Source organism: Klebsiella sp. CN_Kp100 (assembly GCF_040065315.1).
In the GTDB taxonomy this organism is placed as follows: domain Bacteria; phylum Pseudomonadota; class Gammaproteobacteria; order Enterobacterales; family Enterobacteriaceae; genus Klebsiella; species Klebsiella oxytoca.
Genome location: NZ_JBEAIJ010000003.1, coordinates 131242 through 157747, shown reverse-complemented (window position 1 = coordinate 157747; position 26506 = coordinate 131242). Strand labels below are relative to the sequence as shown.

Below are 26506 nucleotides of genomic sequence, written 5' to 3'. Positions count from 1 at the left end.
GTTTGCCCTCATAACGCAAATGATTTTGTACAAAACATTACAGAGAACCGCACGGACTGCGCGGTTCCTGAACGTTTTGCGCAAATCTCGGTCAGACCATGTACATTCCGCCGTTGACGTGCAGAGTTTCACCAGTGATGTAACTCGCTTCGTCAGAGGCTAAAAATGCCACCGCGCTGGCGATTTCATTTGGGGAGCCAAGGCGCCCCGCAGGAACTGCCGCCAGCGTACCCGCACGCTGCTCATCGGTCAGCGCACGCGTCATGTCCGTTTCAATAAAGCCCGGAGCAACAACGTTTACAGTAATACCGCGGGACGCAACTTCGCGAGCCAGTGATTTACTGAAGCCAATCAGACCCGCTTTCGCCGCAGCGTAGTTGGCCTGACCCGCATTTCCCATGGTACCAACCACAGAACCGATAGTGATAATACGTCCATGACGCTTTTTCATCATAGCGCGCATTACCGCTTTTGACAGACGGAAAACAGATGACAGGTTGGTTTCGATAATATCGTTCCACTCGTCATCTTTCATGCGCATTAACAGGTTATCACGAGTAATCCCGGCATTGTTCACCAGGATATCAACTTCACCAAATTCTGCGCGAATATTTCCCAGAACAGATTCGATAGATGCAGGATCGGTCACATTCAGCAGCATGCCTTTCCCGTTAGCACCTAAATAATCGCTAATCGCCTGCGCGCCGCTTTCGCTGGTCGCAGTACCGATAACTTTTGCCCCACGGGCAACGAGCGTCTCAGCGATTGCGCGGCCAATCCCGCGACTTGCACCGGTAACCAGCGCGATTTTTCCTTCAAAACTCATGGTTTTCCTCTTTTATTGCTCAAGCGCCGCAGACATAGCTGCCGGCTCGTTAAGCGCGGAAGCGGTCAGGGTGTCAACAATACGTTTAGTCAGACCGGTGAGGACTTTACCCGGGCCAACTTCATACAGATGCTCTACGCCCTGTGATGCCATAAATTCAACGGATTTGGTCCACTGAACCGGGCTATACAGCTGACGGACAAGGGCATCGCGAATAGCTTCAGGCGTCGTTTCACTTTTCACGTCAACGTTATTCACGACTGGAATAGCTGGCGCGTTGAAGGTTATTTTTTGCAGCTCAACGGCCAGTTTCTCCGCTGCGGGCTTCATCAGCGCGCAGTGGGATGGGACGCTGACCGGCAGCGGCAGAGCACGTTTAGCGCCTGCAGCCTTACAGGCCGCCCCTGCGCGTTCTACGGCCTCTTTATTACCGGCAATAACGACCTGACCCGGCGAGTTAAAGTTCACCGGAGAAACCACCTGCCCTTCGGCAGACTCTTCGCAGGCTTTCGCAATCGCAGCATCGTCAAGACCGATGATCGCAGACATCGCCCCGGAACCTTCCGGAACCGCTTCCTGCATGAACTTACCGCGCAGTTCAACAAGGCGAACGGCGTCGGAAAAATTGATAACGCCCGCGCATACCAGCGCTGAATATTCGCCAAGGCTATGGCCAGCCAGCATCATCGGCGCTTTTCCGCCCTGCTGCTGCCAGACGCGATAGAGCGCAACGGAAGCGGTCAGCAGCGCCGGTTGGGTCTGCCAGGTTTTATTTAATTCTTCCGCCGGGCCCTGCTGTGCAAGCGCCCACAGATCGTAACCCAACGCCGCAGAGGCTTCACGGAACGTCTCTTCGATTACCGGGTAAGCGGCCGCCATATCTGACAGCATCCCGACACTCTGAGAGCCCTGTCCCGGGAAAACAAAAGCAAATTGCGTCATGTTTAAATCCTTATCCTAAAAACGAACCAGCGCGGAACCCCAGGTGAAACCGCCACCAAAGGCTTCCAGCAGAATAAGCTGACCACGTTGAATGCGGCCATCGCGCACGGCTTCATCCAGCGCACAAGGCACAGAAGCGGCTGAAGTATTACCGTGCCTGTCGAGCGTGACGACGACGTTGTCCATCGACATGCCCAGCTTCTTCGCCGTGGCGCTGATAATACGCAGGTTAGCCTGATGTGGTACCAGCCAGTCCAGCGACGAACGCTCGAGATTATTCGCCGCTAAAGTTTCATCGACGATATGAGCCAGCTCGGTCACGGCCACTTTAAAGACTTCGTTGCCCGCCATGGTCAGGAAGATCGGGTTTTCCGGATCGACGCGATCGGCGTTCGGCAGCGTCAGCAGTTCGCCGTAGCTCCCATCCGCATGCAGATGCGTAGAGATAATACCCGGCTCTTCGGAAGCCCCCAGCACCACGGCACCTGCGCCGTCGCCGAAAATGATAATGGTTCCGCGATCGGCAGGATCGCAGGTACGCGCCAGCACATCAGCGCCGATCACCAGCGCGTAATCGACCGCGCCGTTTTTCACGTATTGATCGGCAACGCTGAGCGCGTAGGTGAAACCCGCGCAGGCCGCAGCGACGTCGAAGGCCGGGCAACCTTTAATACCCAGCATTGATTGAATCTGGCAAGCCGAGCTAGGAAACGCATGGGTACCGGAGGTGGTCGCAACAATAATCAGACCAATTTGCTCCGGCTTTACGCCCGCCATATCCAGCGCATGCTTAGCGGCTTCAAGGCCCATGGTAGCAACTGTTTCGTTCGGCGCGGCAATACGACGCTCACGGATACCGGTACGAGTGACAATCCACTCGTCTGACGTATCGACCATATTTTCCAGTTCAGCGTTCGTACGCACGTGCTCAGGCAGATAGCTGCCGGTACCAATAATCTTCGTATACATGTACGCTCAGTCACTCTTGGGTAATATACCTGGTTAACTCAAACTGCGAGGCGTCAGTCGTTTCCGGTCACCGGGCTTTGAGGCCTGGCGTTCCCGCTTCTGCCGTCCTCAGGCAATTCGAAACCTGCAGGGTATAAAGATTCCAGGCGAGCGGCAATTCGCTGAGGAATCTGCCGCTGCACAGCCTGCACTGCCTGCTCTATCGCCACGCAAAAAGCGCGCTGATTGGCAGCCCCATGACTTTTGATCACGGAACCGCGTAATCCTAACAGACAGGCACCATTATACTGGTCGGGGTTGAGGTGACTGAATCGCCTCGACAGGCTTTTTTGTAACCAACGCTTTAATAAAAGCAGCCACCACGACCTTTTTTTCCCCTCTCCCTGTGATTTCAACAGTGAAAGGAACATTCTGACAACACCTTCCATCGTTTTTAATGTGACGTTGCCCGTGAATCCATCACAAACCAACACATCCGTTTTCCCCGTCAACAACTCGTTGGCTTCCAGATACCCAATATAGTTGAGGGTTGGCAAAGTTTTCAAAACGGCCGCCGCGTCGCGAATGCTGCTGAGACCTTTCATCTCTTCTTCGCCGATATTCAGAAGCGCAACGCGGGGATCCTTAATACCAATAACTTCTTCCGCAAGGACCGCCCCCATGACGGCAAACTGCACCAGCATAGTGCTATCGCAATCCACGTTGGCGCCTAAATCCAGCACCACCGTTTTGCCCTTCAGCTGGTGCGGCAGCATGGTAACCAGCGCAGGGCGCTCAATCCCCTCAATGGGTTTGAGCAACAGCTTCGCCAGCCCCATTAGCGCTCCGGTATTACCCGCGCTGACGCAGGCCTGCGCCCGCCCTTCTTTTACTAACTCCAGCGCAATGCGCATTGAGCTACCGCGACTGGCGCGAATCGCTTGCGCGGGCCGGGCATCACTGGCAATAACTGACTGCGCAGGGATAACCTGCAGACGTGAACGTTGTTCAAAATCAGCTTTGGCAAGTAATGGCGCGATAGTGTCGGGATCGCCGACTAAAAGAAGTGTGAGTTGTGAATTAGAGTTCAGTGCCTGCAATGCTGCAGGCACTGTCACGGAAGGGCCAAAATCCCCGCCCATGACATCTAACGCCAGGGTTAGACGTGTCAAGGTATCGTCGCTGCTCGGTTCGGTTATTCCCCAGTTACCCAGGGAGATCCTCACTAAGCTTCATCACGCTTTTACTCTTCGTCTTTCGCGCTGCAAGTGCGTAGACTGCGCTCGTTCACACCAGTCACATAGTGAGCTATGCTCCCGGCGCTTCTCTCGCTTGCGTCTTCTTGCAACGCGAAATCCATGGAGTAATGCGTGATTACTTAGCGATAACCTTGCGACCGCGGTAGAAACCGTCGGCAGTGATGTGGTGACGCAGGTGTTTTTCACCAGAAGCTTTGTCTACAGACAGGCTGGTGACTGCGGTCAGAGCGTCATGGGAACGACGCATGCCACGTTTGGAACGGGTTGGTTTATTCTGTTGTACGGCCATGGACCTTACTCCTCAATTACTTATGCTTTAAGCTGGCTAATACGGCAAATGGATTTGGTTTTTGTGCCTCTTCAGGCAGTTCACCAAAGACCATGTCCGCGTCGGACACTTCACAGTGTTCAGAATCATGCACCGGAACTACAGGCAAGGAGAGGATAATTTCATCTTCAACCAGCGCCAGCAGATCGATTTCACCGAATTCGTTAACCTCAATCGGCTCATACGCTTCCGGCAGTGCCTCGGCCTGTTCGTCATTTCTGACGGGGCTGAAACAATACGTTGTGTGAACATGATGGGGGAACGGTTTCCCGCAACGCTGACATTCGAGGGTTACCGACACCGTCGCATCGCCGCTTAAAACGGCAAGACGCTGGTTATCAATAGCGAACGACATGCTGCATTCCACATCGCTGTCCACGCTGACAACAGAATCAGCGACGCGCACAGCCTGATCACGGGTATAGATACCTTGGTAATCTAAGCGCTTTTGAGCCGTGCGAACCGGATCGAGAGTCAGGGGTAATTTTACCTTTTGCATAGGGCGCGCATATTAACTTTGTAACGTCATAGAGTCAAAGAAAAAGGCAGCCTCAGGTTGCCTTTTGCCATTTATTCGCACACATTGCGGCGCATAGTTTAAAATGATGCTCTGCGAAGCGCTATATGTGGATGAAAAAATATGTCTGAACTGATCCTCGCGTCAACCTCGCCCTGGCGGCGAATGCTGCTGGAAAAGCTGTCGGTGCCTTTTGAATGCGCGGCGCCGGACGTAGATGAAACCCCGCTGCCCGGCGAGCCCGCCCGCCAGCTGGTGATGCGTCTGGCGCAGGCAAAAGCGCAGGCCCTCGCCGCACGCTATCCGCAGCACCTCATTATAGGCTCCGATCAGGTTTGTATCCTGGACGGTGAAATTACCGGCAAACCACATACCGAAGAGAACGCCCATCGCCAGTTGAGAAAGGCCAGCGGCACCATCGTCACGTTCTACACCGGCCTCGCGCTATATAACTCTGCCAGGGGTCATCTACAAACTGAATGTGAACCCTTTGACGTCCACTTCCGCCATTTAAGCGATCGGGAAATTGAAAGCTATATCCGCAAAGAAAATCCGCTGCAGTGCGCCGGCAGTTTCAAAAGCGAAGGATTAGGCATCACGCTGTTCGAGAGACTCGAGGGCCGCGATCCTAACGCGCTGGTCGGTTTACCGCTCATCGCGTTATGTCAAATGCTGCGCCGGGAAGGCTTCAATCCCCTGCTCACCTGAACATAATGACGCATGGCATCGGAGAGGGTGTGTTTTTCCCGATGCCATAACGCCGTTTATCAAGAACTTAAGTCACAGATCCATCCGCGTCGAGTTTGTTTAACGCCACGCAGCAGTTCAACGCGTACTCCCCCACAACAGTAATGCCTTACCTGTCACAGTTTATTTTTGCCGCACCATTAAAATAATAAAACAACGTTTTATTTTAAAAATGGAGCAACTATGCCTTTTCGCGCTACGCTTTTGACCCTCACCCTGCTGGCCGCCGCCAGCGTCAACGCGAACGACTGGCAGCGCCAGGGCGTCGTAGAAGGCAATTTACCCGCCTCCTGGCAGCAGTTGAAAGCGCAGATGACGTATCCGGACTCGTGGCTCTCTGGAAACTATCGTCATTTCGATCAATGGCGAGAGCACGCCCGCACGCTGCTTCGGCAATCCCTGCTAACGCCGACATCAGCAAGCCCGTTCACCCCACAAACGCTGATGAGCGAAGATCGGGGCACCTATCGCGCCGAGAAACTGGCATTTAACGTCACAGATGAAAACCGGATTGCCGCTCTGATGTTAACGCCCAAATCAGCAGGCCCTCACCCGGCCATTGTCCTGCTGCACGACCATGGCTCAAAATTTGACATAGGCAAGGAGAAACTGATTCGTCCTTTGCGGGATGCCGCACGCCTGGCCAGCGCCGAGGCATGGGCAGATAAATTTTTCAGCGGTCGGTTCATCGGCGATGAGCTGGCGCAGCGCGGTTATGTTGTCATCGCTATTGATAGCCCGGGCTGGGGGGATCGCGGCCCCATGACCTACGAGCAGCAGCAGGCGCTGGCCAGTAACTATTTTAACCTTGGGCGCTCGCTGGCAGGGGAAGTCGCCTATGAAGATCTGCGAACCGTCGATTTCCTCAGTACATTAAAAGAGGTTGATAATAAACGCATCGGGGTACTGGGTTTTTCAATGGGCGGTTTTCGCGCCTGGCAACTGGCCGCCCTGTCTGACAAAGTCGCCGCCACTGCCGCGATCTCCTGGTTCGGTACCTGGAACGGCCTGATGCAGCCAGGCAACAACGTTCTGCGCGGTCAATCGGCGTTTTATATGCTTCATCCGGGCCTGGCCGGACATCTTGATATTCCCGACATCGCCAGCATTGCAGCGCCCAGGCCGATGCTGATTTATAGCGGCGGGCAGGATAAGCTGTTTCCCGCTGCAGCCGTTAATGACGCCTTCGCTAAGGTGCATAACGTATGGGCGTCACAGAACGCGCAGGATAAGCTGGAGACCAGAACGTGGCCGGAACTGGGCCACGTCTTTTATCAAGAACAGCAGGATGAAGTGTTCCCTTGGCTTGATAAGTGGCTCAAGCCCTGAGCAAGTCCGTATCACTTCGCGTTACGTAAAACCTGCAGGCAACGCTTAAGCTGGTTATCTAAAGGCGCTTCAACACGCATCACTTCCCCTGTACCCGGATGCGTAAACTTCAGCGCCGCCGCGTGCAGAAACAGCCGGTTAAGGCCGGTGCCTGACAGCTGCTTATCGAATTCCCGGTCGCCGTAGCGATCGTCAAAAGCGATAGGGTGACCGGCATATTGGGTATGCACGCGGATTTGATGGGTACGGCCGGTTACCGGGCTGCAGCGCACCAGGGTCGCATGGGGATAACGCTCTTCGACTTTAAAACGCGTTTCCGACGGTTTCCCCTCCTGGTTAACCCGCACGATGCGTTCACCGCTCTGCAGAATATTCTTCAGCAGCGGAGCCTGCACCACTTTAGTGTGGGACTGCCACTGCCCGCGCACCAGCGCCAGGTAGTCTTTTTGCATTCCTTTGTCGCGCAGCTGCTCGTGCAGGGAACGCAGCGCGGAACGCTTTTTGGCGACTAACAGAACGCCAGAGGTATCGCGATCGAGGCGATGCACCAGCTCAAGGAAGCGCGCTTCCGGGCGCAGCGCGCGCAGACCTTCAATCACGCCGAAGCTCAACCCGCTGCCGCCGTGTACCGCTGTCCCGGAAGGTTTATTAAGCACCAGAATATGATCGTCTTCATATAAAATCACATCGGCCAGCGCAGCAACTTTCTGCAGGTGGGGAGAGACCGCCTCTTCTTCTTTCTCCGCGACGCGGACCGGCGGAATGCGCACTTCGTCGCCGGCTTCCAGCTTATACTCAGGCTTGACGCGCTTTTTATTGACCCGCACCTCGCCTTTTCGCAAGATGCGATAAATCATGCTCTTTGGTACGCCCTTCAGCTGCGTACGCAAAAAGTTGTCGATACGTTGCCCTGCTTCATCATCAGCAATGGCAACCATTTTTACGCTTGGGATCTCAGTTTTCATGGTGCGCGATTCTAAATAGCCCGACGCATTAGCGCCACTCATTTTTATATGCTTATATTTATTATCATCCGGTTTTCGCCGCATGCTTCATCATCGTTTTGTTTGTTATTAGAACAATCCGTATACGCGGGTGAAAAAACTGTGGGTAACCGGGTGATAAAAGGTGAAAGTCAACTTGCTATAACGAGCTTAGCAATGGAATAATGATGCCGTTTTCCGTGCTGAAACTTGTTAGAACAAGAAATTAGCGGAATGACCAATTTTGTCTGACCGATCATCAACGCAGCAATGGCGTAAGACGTATTGATCTTTCAGACAGTTAGCGGGCTGCGGGTTGCAGTCCTTACCGGTACAGGCTCTATGGATTTCACGTCGCAGGAAGGCGTTCACACTGGGATATCCCGGCGCTCATTTCGATCAAATGATTAGAATGAGCAGGTTAAGCCGCCACGCCTGCTGCTTGAAAAACGATGGGTATAAATGGAATCTTCTCTGGTGATACATCCCAGGCAGTTCCCCTGATAATTGCGCTGTGTTTCCGTTTGAAATACAGGCGACCGACACTCTGCGCCTCTTAAGCGCGCGACAACCGTGAGGTTGGCGACGTGAAACAGACACGAGGCCATCGGTTTCCCCCGGTAAGGCGTTACTCTGCCCGTAGCTTAGTCGTCAATGTAAGAATAATGAGTAAGTTACGATGAAAAGAATGTTAATCAACGCAACTCAGCAGGAAGAGTTGCGCGTCGCCCTTGTTGATGGGCAGCGCCTGTACGACCTGGATATCGAAAGCCCCGGGCACGAACAGAAAAAAGCGAACATCTACAAAGGCAAAATCACTCGTATTGAACCTAGTCTCGAAGCCGCGTTTGTTGATTATGGCGCCGAGCGTCATGGTTTCCTCCCTCTTAAAGAAATTGCCCGCGAATACTTCCCTGCCAACTACAGTTCTCACGGCCGCCCTAACATCAAGGACGTGCTGCGTGAAGGTCAGGAAGTGATTGTGCAGATTGATAAAGAAGAGCGCGGCAATAAAGGCGCCGCGCTGACCACCTTTATCAGCCTGGCGGGCAGCTACCTGGTACTGATGCCGAATAACCCACGCGCTGGCGGTATTTCACGCCGTATCGAGGGTGACGATCGTACCGAGCTGAAAGAAGCGCTGGCCAGCCTTGAGCTGCCGGATGGCATGGGACTTATCGTTCGCACCGCTGGCGTCGGCAAATCCGCCGAAGCGCTGCAGTGGGACTTAAGCTTCCGCCTGAAGCACTGGGAAGCCATCCAGAAAGCCGCTGAAAGCCGCCCTGCTCCGTTCCTGATCCATCAGGAAAGTAACGTGATTGTGCGCGCTTTCCGCGACTATCTGCGTCAGGATATCGGCGAAATTCTTATCGACAACCCGAAAGTGCTTGAGCTGGCGCGCCAGCATATCGCGGCTCTTGGGCGTCCGGATTTCAGCAGCAAAATCAAGCTGTACACCGGTGAAATTCCGCTGTTCAGCCACTACCAAATCGAGTCGCAGATTGAATCCGCTTTCCAGCGTGAAGTGCGCCTGCCTTCCGGCGGTTCTATCGTAATCGACAGCACCGAAGCGCTCACCGCTATCGATATCAACTCCGCCCGTGCTACCCGCGGCGGCGACATCGAAGAAACGGCGTTTAACACCAACCTGGAAGCGGCCGATGAAATTGCTCGCCAGCTGCGCCTGCGCGACCTCGGCGGTCTGATCGTTATCGACTTCATCGATATGACCCCGGTACGTCACCAGCGTGCGGTAGAAAACCGCCTGCGCGAAGCCGTACGCCAGGACAGAGCGCGCATCCAGATCAGCCACATTTCACGCTTTGGCCTGCTGGAGATGTCGCGTCAGCGTCTGAGCCCGTCGCTTGGCGAGTCCAGCCATCACGTCTGCCCGCGCTGTAGCGGAACGGGTACCGTACGCGATAACGAATCGCTGTCGCTTTCCATTCTGCGCTTGATCGAAGAAGAAGCGCTGAAAGAGAACACTAAAGAAGTTCACGCTATCGTTCCGGTGCCGATTGCTTCGTACCTCCTGAACGAAAAACGTGCTGCGGTAAGCGCCATTGAAACCCGCCAGGCCGATGTACGCGTCATCATCGTGCCAAACGATCAGATGGAAACGCCGCACTACTCCGTTCTGCGCGTACGTAAGGGTGAAGAGACCTCCACGCTGAGCTATCTGCTGCCGAAACTGCACGAAGAAGAGATGGCTATGCCTTCTGATGAAGAGCCGGCCGAGCGTAAACTTCCGGAGCAACCGGCGCTGGCCGCTTTTGTCATGCCTGATGCCCCACCAGCGCCGGCTCAGCAAGAGCCTGCTAAAGCTACGGTTGCCGTCGGAACACCAGCCGCTTCCGCACCTAAGTCGGCAGCGCCAGCGCAGCCGGGTCTGGTTGCACGCTTCTTCAGCGCCCTGAAAAATATCTTCTCCGGCGCAGAAGAAACTAAGCCGGCTGAAGTCCAGGTTGAGAAAAAAGCGGAGGAGAAATCCGAGCGCCAGCAGGAACGTCGCAAACCGCGCGCCAACAACCGCCGCGATCGCAACGACCGCCGCGATAATCGGGATAACCGCGACAATCGTGCCGAGAATAGCGAAGTTCGTGAATCTCGCGAAGAAAACCGCCGTAACCGCCGCGAGAAGCAGCAGAACGTCGAACCTCGCGACATCCGCCAGACAACGGCAGAAGATAGCGATAAAGGCAAAGCTCGCGATGATCAACCGCCGCGCCGTGAACGCAATCGCCGTCGTAACGACGAGAAGCGTCAGGTTCAGCAGGAAGCTAAAGCGCAAACTCGTGAAGAACCGGTCGTACAGGATAGCGAGCAGGAAGAACGCGTGCAGACCATGCCGCGCCGCAAGCCGCGCCAGCTGTCGCAGAAGGTACGTATTGAATCTGCTGCCGCTGAGCAGATTGTCGAGCCGGTAGCCGCGCCTCAGGTCATCGAAGCGCCAGCCGTCCAACCCGAAGCCGCAGCTCCGCGCACGGAACTGGCGAAAGTCGACCTGCCGGCAGTTGTTGAAACCGCTGCGGAACATGACGATACCGGCGAAGCACGCGAAGCTAACGGTATGCCGCGTCGTTCGCGCCGTTCCCCTCGTCACCTGCGCGTAAGCGGCCAACGCCGTCGTCGCTACCGTGATGAGCGTTACCCGACGCAATCCCCGATGCCGCTGACCGTAGCCTGCGCATCGCCGGAAATGGCATCTGGTAAAGTGTGGATCCGTTACCCTGTCGTTCGCCCGCAGGACCAGCAGCAAGAAGAAGCGCAGGTACAGGAGTTCGCTACCACCGCGGTTGCCCCCGTTATCACCCCTGCGGCCGCCGTTGAACCGGCTGTCTCTGAAGTGGTTGCCCCGGAGGTAGTTGAAGAGCGCGTTGTTGAGCCGGTCGTCATCTCTGAGCCTGTGGCGATGATGAACGAACCTGAAGCTCCGGTTGTCGAAACCACGCACCCGGAAGCTATCGCCGCACCGGTTGATGAACAGCCGCAGCTGATTGCCGAGGCTGATGAAACCGTCGCCGAAGAGGTTGTCGCAGAAGCCGTCGACGTCGTGGCGAAAGAGGCTGTCGAGCCGGAAGCAGCGGTCGCTGAACCTGCTGCGGTTGAAGAAGCCGCGGCCGCTGTTGAAGAAGCGCCTGTCGTTTGCGAACCGGTGGTTGAGCCGGCACCGGCGGCAGAGCCGGTAGTGAAGACTCAACCTGTTGTCACGACTGTGCCGGTCGTTAAGGTCGCCAATCGTCACGCCACCGCGCCGATGACCCGCGCGCCTGCGCCAGACTACGTCCCTGAAGCGCCTCGTCAAAGCGACTGGGTTCGCCCGAGCTTTGATTTTGACGGTAAGGGCGCTGCTGGTGGCCATAGCGCGACCCATAAAGCCGCTGCTGGGCCTACCCGTCCGCAGCCCGTAGAGTAACGCCTACCAGACCGGCCCCAGCGGCCGGTCTTTTTTTATTCCCCTTCCGGTCGCTGCATCCCCGCAATCTGCGGCATAACCTCGCGCATCAAATCGAGAAACTTACGCAACCGCGTCGGATAATAGCGTGCCCAGGGATAGACAAGATGTACCGGCAGCGGAGAGGCACGCCACTGCGGGAATAGCTCCACCAGCCGCCCGGCGGCAATATCCTCCGCTACCGCCCAGCTCGAAACAATCGCCGCGCCCAGCCCCGCCAGCGCGGTATTGCGGGCGACATGTACGCTGTCGGTACTCAGGCACGGAGCAATGCTAAAGGTTGTAAGCTGCTCATCCACCTCTGATTGCAGCATCACCTCATGCTGATAGAACGTGCTGATGGCTACCCAGGGCAGCAGCGACATCTCCTGCGGCTCGGTTAACGGCGGATAGTTCGCCAGCAGCGACGGCGATGCCACTACGCTGCGCGGCACCTCGGCCAGCAGGACCGACACCGTAGCCGGATCCACCTCAGCCCCCACGCGAATCGCGCAGTCGATGCCATCGCTCAGGAAATCCACGGTTTTATCATTCAGCATCCATTCGACCGATAGCTGGGGATAGCGCTGCAGAAAGTCCACCAGCGGCCCCAGCAGTTGCTGCTGACCAAACGCATGCGGCGCCCGTACCCTTAATATCCCCACCGGACGGTCATCGGTGATGCGCAGGTCGTCTTCCAGCGCCAGCCACGCATCGACGATCTGTCGGGCATGCTGGTAACAGCGCTCGCCGTCATCGGTCAGCTTCATCGCATGGGTGGTACGCAGGATCAGCTTTGCGCCGAGCAGCCCTTCCAGCGACTGGAGTCGTCGACTTACCGTCGCCTGGGTCGTGTTCATCTGGACCGCCGCAGCGGAGAGAGACCCGGCTTCGACAATCCGAATGAATGTACGCATCAGTTCAATACGATCTATACGCTCCTGCTTCTTCATTTTTCTTCTGCCTATACGTTTAGCGTATAACCGTTTTACCACCGGGCTATCTACCGCGCCAGCCTCATTACGGGAAAAATAGCGCCATCGCTTCTAAGAGGAATCAATCATGACACCGACACCACTCACCTCCCGCGCAGCCGGCTGGGTAATATTTATCCTTGCGCTCGGCGCAGGCTTCAGCGTTGCCGCTATCTATTACGCGCAGCCGCTGCTGCCGCTAATGGGAGCAAACCTGCATTTGAGCGTTGAGGGTATGGGTCTGGTTCCGACCCTGACTCAGGCGGGCTATGCGCTGGGTATACTGTTCCTTCTACCGCTTGGCGACCGTCACGATCGCAGAAAGCTGATCCTGATGAAAAGCGCCGCGCTGGCGGTCCTGTTGCTGCTCTGCAGCCTTACCGGTCAGCTCACCACTCTGTTGATGGTTAGTTTGCTGATCGGGATGGCTGCGACAATGGCGCAGGATATCGTACCAGCTGCCGCGATTCTGGCTCCTGCGGGTAAACAAGGGAAAATGGTGGGTACGGTCATGACTGGCCTGCTGCTGGGGATCCTGCTGTCACGGACGGTGAGCGGGCTGGTGGGTGCGCTATTCGGCTGGCGGGTGATGTATCAGGCCGCTGCGGTCAGTATTGCACTGATTGGTCTGCTGATGTGGCGCGTGCTGCCGCGCTTTGAAATTCACTCAAACCTGACTTATCCGCAGCTGATGAAATCGATGGCCCACCTGTGGAAACGCTATCCGGCACTGCGTCGCGCCGCATTCGCCCAAGGGTTCCTCTCTATCGCCTTCAGCGCATTCTGGTCCACCCTGGCGGTCATGTTACTGGCGCACTATCAGATGGGCAGCGCGGTAGCCGGCGGCTTTGGTATTGCAGGCGCTGCCGGGGCGCTCGCCGCCCCGCTGGCTGGCGGCCTGGCCGATAAATTCGGAGCCGAAAAAGTCACGCAAATGGGCGCGGCGCTGGTTACCGTTTCTTTTGCCCTGATGTTTCTGCTGCCTGCGCTACCGCCGCATGGCCAGCTGATCCTGATTGCCATCTCGGCCGTCGGTTTTGACCTTGGACTGCAATCCAGCCTCGTGGCGCACCAGAACCTGGTGTATGGTCTGGAGCCTCAGGCGCGCGGTCGTCTCAATGCGCTGTTGTTTACCGGCGTGTTTATCGGAATGTCGCTCGGCTCAGTGCTGGGAAGCAAACTGTATGTGATAGCAGGCTGGAGCGGTGTAGTGACTCTCGCCGTCATTACCGGCGCTATCGCCCTCGGCATCCGCCTGATAGAAAGCGCGAGAGTCGTTTCGGCGCAACGAACCGTCAGGTAAAAAAAAGCCGCCCTGCTGGCAATACAGGGCGGCTTTTGTGTCAGGAAGAGAACTCAGACCGTGCGGCGAGCAAACTCTTTGACGCGGAAGCCCAGCAGCAACAGCGTCGCGAAATAGGCGACGACACCCGCTACCACGACTACCATCAAACGCAGCAGGCGGAACGGCATCGTCCCCTGCGACCACTCCGGCATCAGGTACATCACACCCAACAGCGCCGCAGACATCACGATGACGGCAATCACCAGGCGCAGCAGGAACAAGAACCAGCCGGGCTGAGGGGTGAATATTTTCTGTCTCCTCAGTTGCCAGTAGAGCAGCCCGGCGTTAAGGCAGGCCGCCAGGCCAATCGACAATGACAGACCGGCATGCTTTAGCGGACCAATAAAGGCGAGGTTCATAACCTGCGTCATGATCAGCGTGACGATGGCAATTTTCACCGGCGTTTTAATGTCCTGACGCGAATAGAACCCGGGAGCCAGCACCTTCACCACGATGAGCCCCATCAGCCCGACAGAATATGCCACCAGCGCGCGCTGGGTCATCGCGGCATCAAAAGCGGTAAATTTCCCGTACTGGAATAACGCGACCGTCAGCGGCTTGGCCAGGATCCCTAACGCCACTGCGCTCGGTAGCGCGAGCAGGAAGCACAGGCGTAATCCCCAGTCCATCAAACGGCAGTATTCGTCGTGATTGCCGCTGGCAAAGCTTTTGGACAGAGAAGGCAGCAGAATGGTCCCCAGCGCCACGCCCAGCACGCCGGACGGAAACTCCATCAGGCGATCCGCATAGTACATCCATGACACCGAGCCGGAGACGAGGAACGAGGCAAAAATGGTATTGATAATCAGGGAAATCTGGCTAACCGAGACGCCGAGGATCGCCGGCCCCATCTGTTTCACCACCCGCACCGCGCCGGCATCTTTGAGGTTGATTCGCGGCAGCACCAGCATGCCGATTTTCTTCAAATGCGGCAGCTGCCAGGCAAGCTGCAAAATACCGCCAACCGTCACCGCCCACGCCATGGCCAGCATCGGCGGATTAAAGTAGGGCGCGGCAAACAGCGCAAAACCAATCATGCTGACGTTCAGGAAAGTCGGAGCAAAAGCAGGCACCGAAAAGCGGTTCCAGGTATTCAGGATGGCGCCCACGAGTGAAGCCAGGGAGATCAGCAGAATATAGGGAAAAGTGATGCGCAAGAGCTGAGTGGTCAGGGCGAACTTTTCGGGCGTATTGGCAAATCCCGGCGCGGTGATGGTGATCACCCACGGTGCCGCCAGCATACCAGCGATAGTCACCAGCGCCAGCACCAGCGTCAGCAAGCCCGAAACATAGGCGACGAAAACCCGGGTCGCATCTTCACCCTGCTTGCTTTTATATTCCGCCAGAATCGGCACAAAAGCCTGTGAGAACGCGCCCTCAGCAAAAATACGCCGTAATAGATTCGGAAGTTTGAAAGCAACGAAGAAGGCGTCGGTGGCCATCCCTGCGCCAAAAATACGCGCCACAATCGCATCGCGCGCAAAACCCAGCACGCGCGAAAACATGGTCATCGAACTGACGGCCGCCAGTGATTTTAAAAGATTCATTAACGTGTTATTCCACAACCCTGGAGTAAAACGCCCGCTCAGGCGGGCGCTGGAAAGTGGCGATAGTCTACCGGGTTCATAATGAATTACTACTGCCAGTTGTTACAACGGGTTATTCGCTCATTGCTTCGCGCCAGAGTTTCTCCACGATACGCTGAGCAAGCAGCGCCTGTTCGCCGGAGGTTTCAGGAACCGTCTGATTTTGCACGCATTCGATAAAATGCCGGGCGCAGCCGGTGAATCCTCGTTGCTCAAGGGTGGTCTGCCAGCCGGGGACCGGACGCTGGATGACACCGCGCCCCCGCTCCTCCTGCCACTCCCGCATATCACGGACTTCATATAATCCACCGTCGGTTACCGCCTGCACCCACTCCCGCTGGCTTCCAGCGCGGCGGTGCATACTGGTGGTCATTTGGATCATCCCGCAGCTGAAATGATGTTCAGCATAAAGCATTTCACCCTGGGCCGTCGTGAGTAGCGTACCGCCGTTTAAACGGGCTTTATCGCCCGCCAGCCATAGCGCGGTGTCGACGACATGCAGATAGTCATCCAGCAGCGTAAAGCGCAAATCGTGGCCCACGCTGTCGCTACGGTGTTTATCCATCCGCAGCGAAGCCGCGTTACCAAGCTGAGCTTTAAGTTCGCGATAGAGAGGGGAGAAGCGGCGATTAAATCCGACCATAAGAGTAAGACGGCGGCGGGCCGCCAGCTCAACCAACGTCTCCGCATCGCTAAGCTTGTCGGCCAGCGGTTTATCAACGCAGACATGAACTCCGGCATTGAGTAACCGACTAACCACTTCATAATGTGAAGCCGTTGAAGTATGGACGAATACAGCATCACATTGCGCCGCCAGCTGTTCCAGGGTATCCGCATAGGGGATACGCCACGTTTCACAGATGCGCAGCGCTTTCTCTTTTCCCGGCGACCACGCCGCCTGTAGCGTCCAGCCATCCGCCGCTCCCAGCACCGGCAGCCAGGCCTTTTGCGCAATGCTACCTAAACCAACAACGCCGATGCGTAGTTTCGCCGACATGCTTAATCTCCTGAATGAGGCAGCAGTGAATCCAGACGCGCTTTAAGTTCAGCGACGTCCGCTTCCAGCGCCTCAACGCGGGCCTGGAGATCGTCACCCGCCGGCGAAACGGCTTCAACGGCGGTAATCAGCGAATCCATATCATCGCAGAACAGGTGCATATAGCGGCTTTCACGCTTCCCGGGTTCCCGCGGCAGACGCGCAACATAGGGGCCATCTTCTCGCGTAGCCAAATTTTCGAGGACGTTTTCCACCTCTGCCATATCGCTGAATTCATGCATTCTCTGCGCCCGCCCGCGCAGTTCTCCGGGCGTCTGCGCCCCGCGCAGCAGCAAGGTGGTAATAATTGCCACTTCCGCTGGAGTTAATTTCAGGTCGCCAAATTCAGAGTTGCAGAAGCGCTGTTCATATTTGGTCACCCGATTGCCGAAACCGCTTACCGTACGCAAAAAATGACGCTTAACTAACGTATCGAGGAGATCCTGCACGTCATTTTCGCTGAGCGACATCACCGGTTCACGGTTCGTTTTCTGATTACAGGCGGTCACCACCGCGTTGACCGACAGGGGGTACTGCTCCGGCGTGGTGACCTGCTTTTCCAGCAGACAGCCAATGACTCGCGCCTCATGCGCGGTTAACTGATATTTCATGATGTCTCCTTAGCGACCCGGGGTCCAGTCCGGTGTCGTCAACGCCGTCAGTACGTGATCGCGCCACTGCCCATCAATGAGCAGGTAATCTTTGGCGTAACCCTCTTTTTCAAAACCCAGACGCGCCAGCAAATCGCCGCTACGCTGATTATGCGGCATATAATTTGCCATTATGCGATGGATATGTTGCGTGCGCTGCATATAGCGAATTGCCGACGTCAGCGCTTCAAACATTAGCCCCTGCCCTTGCCATTTCTCTCCGATAGAGTAACCGAGATAGCAGGCATGAAACGATCCGCGCACCACGTTCGAAAAATTCGCCACGCCGATAATCTCTTTTTCTTCAGGATCCAGCAGCGCAAAATAGAATGCCGAACCCTGCTTATGAAACTCCGAAATCATCGATAAACGCGCCTGCCAGCCGGAAGGATAACAGTGGCTGTCGTCGCGCACTGGTTCCCAGGGTTTTAAGAACCCTTTATTTTCCGCGTAGTAATCGGCCAGACGCCAGGCGTCACGATCGTGTACCAGCCGCACCACCAGCCGATCCGTCGTCAAACGCACCTTCGGTACGTTACTGCGATAGCCAAACATTCCCCTCTCCTGTTCCCCTGACGCAATACTTGCTGACTTTACTATACCTGTCCTGCAGGGATGTGTGAAAACAGCAACATACCATTTTCTGCACCATCTCTGCTTTTCGATGAATAGCCTCTATCGTTCTTGCATTTTGATAAAAAAATATTGTCGCGAGTTAGCTGGGAAAATAGCCATTAACCCCGCAAAATATCAGAGCTTATTCTTATTTTTCCCGGGAGGGGAAATGTCCCGCGTATCGCAGGCAAGGAGCCTGGGTAAATATTTCCTGTTAGTTGATAACATGCTGGTCGTACTCGGCTTTTTCGTCGTGTTCCCGCTCATCTCTATTCGCTTTGTCGATCAGATGGGGTGGGCCGCGCTAATGGTCGGCATTGCGCTCGGGCTGCGTCAACTGGTGCAGCAAGGTTTAGGGATATTCGGCGGTGCGATTGCCGACCGTTTTGGCGCCAAACCGATGATCGTCACCGGCATGCTGATGCGAGCTGCCGGTTTCGCCGCGATGGCCGTCGCCCATGAACCATGGGTCCTGTGGTTATCCTGCATACTCTCCGGTCTCGGCGGCACGCTGTTCGATCCCCCGCGGGCGGCGTTGGTGGTTAAGCTGGTTCGCCCACACCAGCGCGGGCGTTTCTTCTCCATTCTGATGATGCAGGACAGCGCCGGGGCGGTGATCGGCGCGCTGCTGGGTAGCTGGCTGCTGCAGTATGATTTTCGTCTGGTGTGCAGCGCTGGAGCGGCCCTGTTTATCGCCTGCGCGGCGTTCAATGCCTGGTATCTCCCGGCCTGGAAGCTGTCAACGGTCAAAACGCCGGTTCGTGAAGGGCTGGGCCGCGTGCTGCGTGACAAACGATTTGTCACCTACGTCTTGACGCTAACCGGATATTACATGCTGGCAGTACAGGTCATGTTAATGCTGCCGATTATGGTTAACGATATTGCGGGTTCTCCGGCGGCGGTAAAATGGATGTATGCCATCGAAGCCACCATTTCACTGACGTTGCTTTATCCGATTGCCCGCTGGAGTGAAAAACGGTTTCGCCTTGAGCATCGGCTGATGGCCGGACTGCTGATTATGACGCTGGCAATGATGCCGATTGGCCTGAGCAGCAATCTGCAGCAGCTGTTTACGCTGATCTGCGTGTTTTATATCGGGTCCATCATCGCCGAGCCTGCGCGCGAGACGCTTGGCGCTTCGCTGGCGGATGCCAGAGCGCGCGGCAGCTATATGGGCTTTAGCCGTCTGGGATTAGCCTTCGGCGGCGCTTTCGGCTACGCAGGCGGCGGCTGGCTGTTCGATGCCGGTAAGGCCACGGGTCAGCCGGAGCTGCCGTGGCTGATGCTGGGCGCGATCGGTCTTGCGACGTTTGTTGCTCTGTGGTGGCAGTTCAGTCCAAAACGTTCAACGTCCGGTATGCTCGAGCCGCGCACCTGATTTGCCGGACCGTCGTTTCTCCTCCATACTGAATTGAGGAAGTTCAGCAACAATGGAGGAGAAACGTGAAGTTATATATCTACGATCACTGCCCGTTCTGCCTGAAAGCCCGCATGATTTTCGGCCTGAAAAATATCCCTGTCGAACTGATCACGCTCCTGAACGATGATGAATCAACCCCAACCCGCATGATCGGCCAGAAAATGGCGCCCATCCTGCAAAAAGACGATAGTCGCTATATGCCAGAAAGCATGGATATCGTGCACTATGTCGATAAACTTGATGGAAAACCGCTACTGACCGGAGCGCGAAACCCGGCTATTGAAACCTGGCTGCGCAAGGTCAACGTCTACGCGAATCGTCTGTTGATCCCGCGTTTCGCCAAATCCGCATTTGATGAATTCTCAACCCCAGAGGCGCGCGCTTATTTTGTGAATAAGAAGGAAGCGGCTATTGGTAGCTTTGCCGATCACCTCGCCCATTCTACCGGTCTGGTTAAGAACATCAGCGACGATCTGCGCGCGTTGGATAAACTTATCGTCCAGCCAAACGCCGTCAACGGAGAGCTGTCTGAAGATGATATTCATCTCTTCCCACTCCTGCGGAATCTGACGCTGGTTGCCGGGGTGAACTGGCCGAGCCGCGTGGCCGCCTATCGCGACAATATGGCTAAACAGACGCAAATCAATCTGCTTTCCTCAATGGCTATTTAAGCTCAGGGCAGCGGAAGGTAGTGTCCTTCGCTGCCTCCCCCCGCTTTTTAAGTCTTTTCCGCTAGCACCTCCTGCGCTGGCGGGTCATGCTACTTTGTGTCAGGATGAACCCATGGCATGACATTAAGGAATCCAATGAAAAAGATGTTTATCGCGGCCGCGCTTATCGTCAGCGGCCTGCTGAGCGGCTGTAATCAGCTTACGCAATATTCCGTGAGTGAGCAGGAGATCAACCAGGCGCTGCAGAAACGTAACCACTTCGCCAAGGATATTGGCCTGCCCGGCGTTGCGGATGCTCATATTGAACTACAAAACCTGACCAGCGCGATTGGTCGTGAAGAACCCAATAAAGTGACGCTAAGCGGCGTTGCTAATTTAGATCTGAATTCACTATTCGGGAACCAGAAAGCGACCATTGACCTGAAGCTAAAAGCGCTGCCGACCTTCAACAAAGAGAAAGGCGCCATTTTCCTGCAGGAGATGGAGGTGGTGGACGCAAAGGTTCAACCTGAAAAACTGCAGTCCGTGGTACAGACGCTCATTCCTTACCTGAATCAGTCGCTGCGTAGCTACTTCAATCAGCAGCCTGCCTACGTCCTGCGCGAAGACGCCAGCGCGGGCGAAGCGTTGGCGAAAAAGTATGCTAAAGGGATTGAGGTTAAGCCGGGTGAGATTATTATCCCGTTCACTAACTAACGGTTCGGGCGCAGAAGCGCCCGTTTTTTTACGGAAGTTGATGCAAAGGAAAACGTTTACGCTTATCCTTAGTGCCCGGCAAAAACAGCCCTGATGACTGACCCTATTTAGCCGGAGCCTTCCATGACAGCACAATCCCAGGTATTGAAAATCCGCCGCCCTGACGACTGGCATATCCATCTGCGCGATGACGATATGTTAAAAACCGTCGTGCCTTACACCAGTGAATTTTATGGCCGGGCGATCGTGATGCCGAATCTGGTACCCCCTGTCACCACCGTCGAAGCCGCCCTTGCCTATCGCCAGCGCATCATAGCGGCAATTCCGGCGGGCCACGATTTTACGCCGCTGATGACCTGTTATCTGACGGATACGCTCGACCCTGCTGAGCTGGAACGCGGATTCAACGAGGGCGTTTTCACCGCTGCCAAACTTTATCCGGCCAATGCGACCACCAACTCCAGCCACGGCGTCACCAGCACTGATGCAATCATGCCGGTACTGGAGCGCATGGAAAAGCTGGGAATGCCCCTGCTGGTGCACGGTGAGGTCACTCACGCGGACATCGATATTTTTGACAGAGAAGCGCGGTTTATTGAAACCGTCATGGAGCCGCTGCGTCGGCGCCTGCCGGGTCTGAAAGTGGTGTTCGAACACATCACCACCAAAGATGCCGCTGAATACGTACGCGACGGCAATGAGCTGCTGGCGGCGACCATCACCCCGCAGCACCTGATGTTTAACCGCAATCATATGCTGGTTGGCGGCGTGCGTCCCCATCTATATTGCCTGCCGATCCTTAAACGCAACATTCACCAGCAGGCGCTGCGCGAACTGGTGGCCAGCGGTTTTGACCGCGCCTTCCTCGGTACTGATTCCGCTCCGCATGCCCGCCATCGTAAGGAAGCCAGCTGCGGATGTGCAGGCTGTTTTAACGCCCCGACCGCCCTGGCCAGCTACGCCACGGTGTTCGAGGAGATGAACGCCCTGCAGCACTTTGAAGCCTTTTGTTCGCTTAACGGCCCCCGCTTCTATGGTCTGCCGGTCAATGAAGGCTACGTTGAGCTGGTACGCGAAGAGAGCCTGGTGGTAGAGAGTATCGCTCTGCCTGGCGACGCGCTGGTGCCGTTCCTGGCAGGAGAAACCGTGCGCTGGAGCATGAAGAAATAAATACCTCTCCCCCTGTTGTAAATGCGACAACCATACTGTATAAATAAACAGTAAATTACACAGGGGGCAATTATGCGTATTGAAGTCTCTATCGCCAAATCGACAGCCTTACCCAACGGCGCTTTAGATGCGCTGAACAATGAACTCTCCCGCCGTATCGAACAGCAGTTCCCCTCGACGTCAAGCCAGGTGACGGTTCGCTACGCGGCTAATAACAATCTGTCGGTTATCGGCGGCCTGAAAGAAGACAAAGACCGGATTAGCGAAATCCTGCAAGAAACCTGGGAAAGCGCTGACGACTGGTTTGTCCGCGACTAGTCAATTAAATTTGCTCCCTCATTGTGCAACTTTTTGCCGGGTCGCCCCGGCTTTTTTATTTTTTTTTGATACTCAGACTTCCCCCTATTGCTTTTGCTTAGCGCCTTCAAAAATAACGTATAACTGAATTGCATTTGCGTAAAAAAACAGCAATCAGCAGCGTATGTATCTCTTTTTCATTTAATTTCTCGAGTTTATTCTTGACTGCTGATATAATTAACTTGCTTCAAAAAACACGCATTAAACCTCGAGAACTGTTGTCTTTTAACATATGAATAAGGGGTTATGATGGAAAAGAATAATGAAGTCATCCAGACCCATCCCCTCGTTGGATGGGACATCAGCACCGTAGATAGTTACGATGCGCTGATGTTGCGCCTGCACTACCAAAACCCCGCTCAAGAAAGCAGTAGAGACGCAGAGATTGGCCAGACGCTATGGCTAACGACGGACGTCGCACGTCAGTTTATTTCTATTCTGGAAGCAGGTATTGCGAAGATTGAATCAGGCGAATACCAGGAAAATGAGTATCGAAGGCATTAAGATTTAGCAAAATGTCTTAATATTCACCTAACAGGCACCTTCGGGTGCCTGAACTATTTTCGGGCTTGTATATCAGCAGGTTGTTAATTACCCTGCTAATAAAGCAATAACCTGGAACTCACCATGCAATACGATCTTATCATTATCGGTAGCGGCTCCGTCGGCGCTGCCGCAGGCTATTATGCTCGCCAGGCAGGGCTTAACGTACTGATGATTGATGCCCATCAGCCTCCGCATCAGGAAGGTAGCCATCACGGCACCACCCGCCTGATACGTCATGCTTACGGCGAAGGCGAAAGATACGTCCCTCTGGTACTACGCGCACAGAAGCTATGGGATGAGTTTGCTGCCGCCAGTGGGGAAGCCGTTTTTGAGCGTACAGGGGTGATTAACCTCGGGCCTGCCGACTCCGACTTTCTGCGCAACGTGGCCAGCAGCGCGCGCGAGTTCCAGCTCAATATTGAAGAAATGGATGCGCAGACAGTGATGACTCGCTGGCCGGAAATTCGTATTCCTGACGATTACCGGGCGATATTTGAACCCGCATCCGGGATACTGCGCAGCGAACTGGCCGTTGAAACCTGGATCCGTCTGGCACGCGAAGCGGGAGCCGCGCAATTGTTCAACTGCCCGGTTTCTGCTATTCACCACCAAACGAACGGCGTAACCGTTGAGACGCTGGACGGCGAGTACAGCGGCAAAAAACTCCTTGTCAGCGCCGGTACCTGGGTTACGCGTCTGTTGCCAGAACTCCCAGTCCAACCGGTACGTAAAATTTTCGCCTGGTTTCAGGCCGATGGTCGCTACAGCAGCAAAAATAACTTCCCGGCGTTTACCGGCGAGTTAGCCAATGGCGATCAGTTTTACGGTTTCCCGGCAGAAGATAACGAATTAAAAATCGGTAAGCATAACGGCGGGCAGCTTATTTCCACTCCGGAGGAGCGCAAGCCGTTTGGCTCTGTTGCAACCGACGGTTCAGAATCTTTTAGCTTCTTGCGTAACGTGTTGCCCGGTATCGGCGGCTGCCTGCACGGCGCATCCTGCACCTATGACAATACTGCTGACGAAGACTTTATTATTGATATGCTACCCGGCCAGCCGGATACGCTGCTGATCACCGGCCTGAGCGGTCACGGCTTTAAATTTGCTCCGGTTTTAGGCGAACTGGCCACACGGTTCGCGCTTGAAGAACCCTTTGGATTTGATCTATCTGCGTTTTCACTGGCGCGGTTTAATAAATAACTGCCCAACGTCACAACTACGCTAAAGAAACGGCCTCGTTTGAGGCCGTTAATAACTGAGAGAGATGATGCGTCGCCTGTTTGAATTATTGGTTAACAACGTCCGCGAACATTTTATGATCTACCTGGCGCTGTGGCTGCTGCTGGCGTTTATCGATCTTATCTGGTTATGGTTTTTCTGACGGCTCAGGATCGGGGATCCCCAGCTTAGTATTCAGACGACCGCGGGATTTATTAAAAATCTTATTGCCATTTTCCCGTCCGGCGCGCAGTTTTCTCTGCTCCTCTTCCGGCAGCTTATGTTCTTCCATGCAGGCTTCGCTACAGCAGCCGGCGAATTTCTCCGCGCAGGAAGGACACTGGATAAACAGCAGATGGCAACCATCATTCAGGCAATTGGTGTGACTATCGCACGGAGCGCCGCACTGATGGCAATGGGCGATAACGTCATCTGAGATACGCTCTCCCATCCGCTCATCGAAGACAAAGTTTTTACCGACAAAGCGTACCGGCAGCCCTTGTTCGCGGGCGCGTCTCGCATACTCGATAATCCCGCCCTCAATATGCGAGACTTTAGTAAATCCGTTGTGCTTCATCCAGGCGCTGGCTTTTTCACAACGGATACCGCCGGTGCAGTACATCACGATATTCTTATCTTTATGTTCCTGCATCATCTCCACGGCTTTTGGTAGCTGGTCACGAAAAGTATCCGCCGGGATCTCCAGTGCGTTCTCGAAATGGCCAACCTCATACTCGTAGTGATTGCGCATATCAATAAAGACCGCATTGGGATCGTCCAGCATCGCGTTAACCTCTGCGGCTTTCAGATAATCCCCCACGTCCGAGGCATCAAATGTCGGATCGTCAATTCCATCCGCCACGATCCGATCGCGAACCTTGAGGCGCAGAACCCAAAATGATTTGCCGTCATCGTCCAGAGCGATATTCAAGCGGAGCCCATTGAGGGCAGGATCAAAACCGTATAAGAATTCGCGCAGCGCATCGACCCGGCTTTGCGGGACGCTGATTTGCGCGTTAATCCCTTCATGAGCCAGATAAATTCGGCCAAAGACATTAAGCTTAGTCAGCGCAATCCACAGCGCATCGCGCGTGGCTTTCGGGTCAATAATAGAGAAATATTTATAAAACGAGATCGTCGTGCGCGGCTCGGTTTCAGCCAACATTTGCGCTTTTAACGTCTCATTTGAAATGCGGTTATGTAACACTGGCATGGTGTACCTGCTCGGCATAGTCAATGAGTAAAATAAACGGCGGGCATCATATAGCAAACACGCTTAATTTACATCCCTACATTTTGCGCTACATTTTTCTCACCCATATTTGCTTGCATTAACATTAAATGCCATCTGAGGCCGGTATTTTGGCTGAGGCATAAAAAAATGCGATAATAGAACACGTTGCTTAATTAAACAGGTATGAGATGACCCATTTACCTAAATTTTCCGCAGCGTTGCTGCACCCGCGTTACTGGTTGCTTTGGTTAGGAATCGGCCTGCTGTGGTTGGTAGTTCAGCTGCCTTATCCGCTGATTTATCGCCTCGGTACTGGTCTTGGCCGTATCGCCATGCGGCTAATGAAGCGCCGGGCCAAAATAGCCCATCGCAATCTGGAGCTCTGTTTTCCTGATAAAAGCGAGCAAGAGCGTCACCGGATGGTCGTGGCAAACTTTGAATCCGTCGGTATGGGGCTGATGGAAACCGGTATGGCCTGGTTCTGGCCGACGAAGCGTATTGCGCGCTGGACGGACTCCATCGGCGTAGAGCATATCCGCGATGTACAGGCGCAAAAGCGCGGCATTTTGCTTATTGGCATTCATTTTCTGACCCTGGAAATGGGCGCCCGCATGTTCGGCATCAATGAGCCGGGTATCGGGGTTTATCGCCCTAATGATAACCCGGTTATCGACTGGCTACAGACCTGGGGACGGCTGCGCTCCAACAAAGACATGATCGATCGTAAAGATCTCAAGGGTATGATCCGCGCATTGAAAAAGGGAGAAGTGATCTGGTACGCGCCGGACCACGACTATGGCCCCGCCGCCAGCGTGTTTGTGCCGTTTTTCGCCGTTGACCAGGCCGCGACGACCTCCGGCACCTGGATGCTGGCAAAGATGTCAAAAGCCTGCATCGTCCCCTTCGTTCCGCGCCGTAAACCCGACGGTAAAGGTTATGAGCTGATCATCCTGCCGCCAGAGTGCGATCCGCCGCTGGACGATGCGGAGACGACCGCTCTGTGGATGAATAAAGTTGTTGAGAAATGCATATTGATGGCGCCGGAGCAGTATATGTGGATGCACCGCCGCTTTAAAACGCGTCCGGAAGGCGTTCCTTCTCGTTATTAAATCTTTTCCATTTTCCGCCTGGTTATCCCGCATCTGAACACGGATGCGGGATATGTCGCCTTGTTT

Annotated in this window: 26 protein-coding genes; 13 read left to right on the top strand and 13 right to left on the bottom strand. The window is 54.9% G+C overall.

What is annotated here, in order from left to right; all coding sequences use genetic code 11:
- Positions 1 to 91: 91 nt before the first annotated feature.
- From fabG to yceD, 6 genes are all read right to left on the bottom strand, one after another.
- A complete protein-coding gene (gene fabG, locus ABLV12_RS03800) occupies positions 92 to 826 on the bottom strand; it encodes a 3-oxoacyl-ACP reductase FabG (protein ID WP_004101082.1) in 735 nt (244 codons plus the stop codon).
- A 12-nt stretch (positions 827 to 838) separates the two neighbouring features.
- The gene (fabD, locus tag ABLV12_RS03795) at positions 839 to 1768 is read right to left on the bottom strand and encodes an ACP S-malonyltransferase (protein ID WP_348866785.1); all 930 of its coding nucleotides are present in this window, start codon (positions 1766 to 1768) and stop codon (positions 839 to 841) included.
- Between the two features lie 15 nt (positions 1769 to 1783).
- Positions 1784 to 2737: a beta-ketoacyl-ACP synthase III gene (locus tag ABLV12_RS03790; RefSeq protein ID WP_004101080.1), complete on the bottom strand. Its 954-nt coding sequence runs from the start codon at positions 2735 to 2737 to the stop codon at positions 1784 to 1786.
- 53 nt (positions 2738 to 2790) lie between these two features.
- Entirely contained in the window at positions 2791 to 3888 is a 1098-nt protein-coding gene (gene plsX, locus ABLV12_RS03785) for a phosphate acyltransferase PlsX (protein ID WP_024274027.1), read from the bottom strand.
- Positions 3889 to 4090: 202 nt separating this feature from the next.
- Entirely contained in the window at positions 4091 to 4264 is a 174-nt protein-coding gene (gene rpmF, locus ABLV12_RS03780) for a 50S ribosomal protein L32 (protein ID WP_004101077.1), read from the bottom strand.
- A gap of 16 nt (positions 4265 to 4280) precedes the next feature.
- Positions 4281 to 4802: a 23S rRNA accumulation protein YceD gene (yceD, locus tag ABLV12_RS03775; protein WP_004101075.1), complete on the bottom strand. Its 522-nt coding sequence runs from the start codon at positions 4800 to 4802 to the stop codon at positions 4281 to 4283.
- 141 nt (positions 4803 to 4943) lie between these two features.
- Between yceD and ABLV12_RS03770 the strand changes: the two genes are divergently transcribed.
- A complete protein-coding gene (locus tag ABLV12_RS03770) occupies positions 4944 to 5528 on the top strand; it encodes a nucleoside triphosphate pyrophosphatase (protein WP_064396813.1) in 585 nt (194 codons plus the stop codon).
- A 222-nt stretch (positions 5529 to 5750) separates the two neighbouring features.
- On the top strand, positions 5751 to 6896 hold the full coding sequence (locus ABLV12_RS03765; RefSeq protein ID WP_064396810.1) for an alpha/beta fold hydrolase: 1146 nt from the start codon (positions 5751 to 5753) through the stop codon (positions 6894 to 6896).
- Between the two features lie 11 nt (positions 6897 to 6907).
- On the opposite strand, the gene rluC is transcribed toward ABLV12_RS03765, so the two are convergent.
- A complete protein-coding gene (gene rluC / locus ABLV12_RS03760; RefSeq protein ID WP_115240149.1) occupies positions 6908 to 7861 on the bottom strand; it encodes a 23S rRNA pseudouridine(955/2504/2580) synthase RluC in 954 nt (317 codons plus the stop codon).
- Positions 7862 to 8558: 697 nt separating this feature from the next.
- On the opposite strand from rluC, the gene rne reads away from it, so the two are divergent.
- Positions 8559 to 11795 carry a ribonuclease E gene (gene rne, locus ABLV12_RS03755; RefSeq protein WP_348866783.1) on the top strand — a complete coding sequence of 1079 codons (3237 nt, stop codon included), beginning with the start codon at positions 8559 to 8561 and terminating at the stop codon, positions 11793 to 11795.
- Between the two features lie 35 nt (positions 11796 to 11830).
- Here the strand turns inward: rne and ABLV12_RS03750 are convergent, their stop codons facing one another.
- Positions 11831 to 12766 (bottom strand): LysR family transcriptional regulator, encoded by a 936-nt coding sequence (locus ABLV12_RS03750; RefSeq protein WP_064345221.1) that lies wholly within the window; start codon positions 12764 to 12766, stop codon positions 11831 to 11833.
- A 109-nt stretch (positions 12767 to 12875) separates the two neighbouring features.
- On the opposite strand from ABLV12_RS03750, the gene ABLV12_RS03745 reads away from it, so the two are divergent.
- Positions 12876 to 14090 (top strand): MFS transporter, encoded by a 1215-nt coding sequence (locus ABLV12_RS03745; RefSeq protein WP_004101059.1) that lies wholly within the window; start codon positions 12876 to 12878, stop codon positions 14088 to 14090.
- 53 nt (positions 14091 to 14143) lie between these two features.
- On the opposite strand, the gene murJ is transcribed toward ABLV12_RS03745, so the two are convergent.
- The 4 genes from murJ to rimJ form a co-directional block, all read right to left on the bottom strand.
- Entirely contained in the window at positions 14144 to 15679 is a 1536-nt protein-coding gene (gene murJ, locus ABLV12_RS03740) for a murein biosynthesis integral membrane protein MurJ (protein WP_023320709.1), read from the bottom strand.
- Between the two features lie 112 nt (positions 15680 to 15791).
- Positions 15792 to 16715, bottom strand: coding sequence for a Gfo/Idh/MocA family oxidoreductase (locus ABLV12_RS03735; protein WP_064396804.1), 924 nt, complete (start codon positions 16713 to 16715; stop codon positions 15792 to 15794).
- A gap of 2 nt (positions 16716 to 16717) precedes the next feature.
- Positions 16718 to 17365, bottom strand: coding sequence for a YceH family protein (locus ABLV12_RS03730; protein WP_064345218.1), 648 nt, complete (start codon positions 17363 to 17365; stop codon positions 16718 to 16720).
- 9 nt (positions 17366 to 17374) lie between these two features.
- The gene (gene rimJ / locus ABLV12_RS03725; RefSeq protein ID WP_004101049.1) at positions 17375 to 17959 is read right to left on the bottom strand and encodes a ribosomal protein S5-alanine N-acetyltransferase; all 585 of its coding nucleotides are present in this window, start codon (positions 17957 to 17959) and stop codon (positions 17375 to 17377) included.
- 229 nt (positions 17960 to 18188) lie between these two features.
- On the opposite strand from rimJ, the gene mdtH reads away from it, so the two are divergent.
- The 8 genes from mdtH (at position 18189) to ABLV12_RS03685 (ending at position 24260) form a co-directional block, all read left to right on the top strand.
- Complete coding sequence (mdtH, locus tag ABLV12_RS03720; protein ID WP_004112151.1) at positions 18189 to 19397, top strand: multidrug efflux MFS transporter MdtH; 1209 nt, start codon at positions 18189 to 18191, stop codon at positions 19395 to 19397.
- 65 nt (positions 19398 to 19462) lie between these two features.
- Positions 19463 to 20110, top strand: a complete 648-nt coding sequence (gene grxB, locus ABLV12_RS03715) for a glutaredoxin 2 (RefSeq protein ID WP_004101046.1) — start codon at positions 19463 to 19465, stop codon at positions 20108 to 20110.
- Between the two features lie 135 nt (positions 20111 to 20245).
- A complete protein-coding gene (locus ABLV12_RS03710; RefSeq protein WP_004101044.1) occupies positions 20246 to 20806 on the top strand; it encodes a lipoprotein in 561 nt (186 codons plus the stop codon).
- 123 nt (positions 20807 to 20929) lie between these two features.
- Entirely contained in the window at positions 20930 to 21976 is a 1047-nt protein-coding gene (gene pyrC, locus ABLV12_RS03705; RefSeq protein WP_064396800.1) for a dihydroorotase, read from the top strand.
- A gap of 72 nt (positions 21977 to 22048) precedes the next feature.
- Positions 22049 to 22294, top strand: coding sequence for a DNA damage-inducible protein I (gene dinI, locus ABLV12_RS03700; protein WP_004101040.1), 246 nt, complete (start codon positions 22049 to 22051; stop codon positions 22292 to 22294).
- A 288-nt stretch (positions 22295 to 22582) separates the two neighbouring features.
- Positions 22583 to 22837, top strand: coding sequence for a biofilm formation regulator BssS (gene bssS / locus ABLV12_RS03695; protein WP_004101039.1), 255 nt, complete (start codon positions 22583 to 22585; stop codon positions 22835 to 22837).
- Positions 22838 to 22960: 123 nt separating this feature from the next.
- Positions 22961 to 24079, top strand: coding sequence for an N-methyl-L-tryptophan oxidase (solA, locus tag ABLV12_RS03690; protein ID WP_064396798.1), 1119 nt, complete (start codon positions 22961 to 22963; stop codon positions 24077 to 24079).
- A gap of 67 nt (positions 24080 to 24146) precedes the next feature.
- The gene (locus tag ABLV12_RS03685) at positions 24147 to 24260 is read left to right on the top strand and encodes a YceO family protein (protein WP_004101037.1); all 114 of its coding nucleotides are present in this window, start codon (positions 24147 to 24149) and stop codon (positions 24258 to 24260) included.
- Here the strand turns inward: ABLV12_RS03685 and ABLV12_RS03680 are convergent.
- Positions 24246 to 25310 (bottom strand): rhodanese-related sulfurtransferase, encoded by a 1065-nt coding sequence (locus ABLV12_RS03680; protein WP_016807609.1) that lies wholly within the window; start codon positions 25308 to 25310, stop codon positions 24246 to 24248. The two genes, ABLV12_RS03685 and ABLV12_RS03680, sit on opposite strands and share 15 nt — an antisense overlap.
- 209 nt (positions 25311 to 25519) lie before the next feature.
- Here ABLV12_RS03680 and ABLV12_RS03675 point away from each other — a divergent pair, with 209 nt between their 5' ends.
- A complete protein-coding gene (locus ABLV12_RS03675) occupies positions 25520 to 26440 on the top strand; it encodes an LpxL/LpxP family Kdo(2)-lipid IV(A) lauroyl/palmitoleoyl acyltransferase (RefSeq protein WP_004101033.1) in 921 nt (306 codons plus the stop codon).
- Positions 26441 to 26506: the final 66 nt, after the last annotated feature.

Bases quoted from the DNA above. Each gene is read 5' to 3' on its own strand.
- yceD (WP_004101075.1), bottom strand. From the start codon at position 4,802: ATGCAAAAGGTAAAATTACCCCTGACTCTCGATCCGGTTCGCACGGCT.
- ABLV12_RS03685 (WP_004101037.1), top strand. From the start codon at position 24,147: ATGCGTCGCCTGTTTGAATTATTGGTTAACAACGTCCGCGAACATTTT.
- ABLV12_RS03745 (WP_004101059.1), top strand. From the start codon at position 12,876: ATGACACCGACACCACTCACCTCCCGCGCAGCCGGCTGGGTAATATTT.
- rne (WP_348866783.1), top strand. From the start codon at position 8,559: ATGAAAAGAATGTTAATCAACGCAACTCAGCAGGAAGAGTTGCGCGTC.
- bssS (WP_004101039.1), top strand. From the start codon at position 22,583: ATGGAAAAGAATAATGAAGTCATCCAGACCCATCCCCTCGTTGGATGG.
- pyrC (WP_064396800.1), top strand. From the start codon at position 20,930: ATGACAGCACAATCCCAGGTATTGAAAATCCGCCGCCCTGACGACTGG.
- ABLV12_RS03710 (WP_004101044.1), top strand. From the start codon at position 20,246: ATGAAAAAGATGTTTATCGCGGCCGCGCTTATCGTCAGCGGCCTGCTG.
- rluC (WP_115240149.1), bottom strand. From the start codon at position 7,861: ATGAAAACTGAGATCCCAAGCGTAAAAATGGTTGCCATTGCTGATGAT.
- ABLV12_RS03790 (WP_004101080.1), bottom strand. From the start codon at position 2,737: ATGTATACGAAGATTATTGGTACCGGCAGCTATCTGCCTGAGCACGTG.
- rimJ (WP_004101049.1), bottom strand. From the start codon at position 17,959: ATGTTTGGCTATCGCAGTAACGTACCGAAGGTGCGTTTGACGACGGAT.
- ABLV12_RS03765 (WP_064396810.1), top strand. From the start codon at position 5,751: ATGCCTTTTCGCGCTACGCTTTTGACCCTCACCCTGCTGGCCGCCGCC.
- rpmF (WP_004101077.1), bottom strand. From the start codon at position 4,264: ATGGCCGTACAACAGAATAAACCAACCCGTTCCAAACGTGGCATGCGT.
- ABLV12_RS03750 (WP_064345221.1), bottom strand. From the start codon at position 12,766: ATGAAGAAGCAGGAGCGTATAGATCGTATTGAACTGATGCGTACATTC.
- ABLV12_RS03675 (WP_004101033.1), top strand. From the start codon at position 25,520: ATGACCCATTTACCTAAATTTTCCGCAGCGTTGCTGCACCCGCGTTAC.
- solA (WP_064396798.1), top strand. From the start codon at position 22,961: ATGCAATACGATCTTATCATTATCGGTAGCGGCTCCGTCGGCGCTGCC.
- ABLV12_RS03770 (WP_064396813.1), top strand. From the start codon at position 4,944: ATGTCTGAACTGATCCTCGCGTCAACCTCGCCCTGGCGGCGAATGCTG.
- mdtH (WP_004112151.1), top strand. From the start codon at position 18,189: ATGTCCCGCGTATCGCAGGCAAGGAGCCTGGGTAAATATTTCCTGTTA.
- ABLV12_RS03735 (WP_064396804.1), bottom strand. From the start codon at position 16,715: ATGTCGGCGAAACTACGCATCGGCGTTGTTGGTTTAGGTAGCATTGCG.
- fabG (WP_004101082.1), bottom strand. From the start codon at position 826: ATGAGTTTTGAAGGAAAAATCGCGCTGGTTACCGGTGCAAGTCGCGGG.
- ABLV12_RS03680 (WP_016807609.1), bottom strand. From the start codon at position 25,310: ATGCCAGTGTTACATAACCGCATTTCAAATGAGACGTTAAAAGCGCAA.
- fabD (WP_348866785.1), bottom strand. From the start codon at position 1,768: ATGACGCAATTTGCTTTTGTTTTCCCGGGACAGGGCTCTCAGAGTGTC.
- ABLV12_RS03730 (WP_064345218.1), bottom strand. From the start codon at position 17,365: ATGAAATATCAGTTAACCGCGCATGAGGCGCGAGTCATTGGCTGTCTG.
- dinI (WP_004101040.1), top strand. From the start codon at position 22,049: ATGCGTATTGAAGTCTCTATCGCCAAATCGACAGCCTTACCCAACGGC.
- murJ (WP_023320709.1), bottom strand. From the start codon at position 15,679: ATGAATCTTTTAAAATCACTGGCGGCCGTCAGTTCGATGACCATGTTT.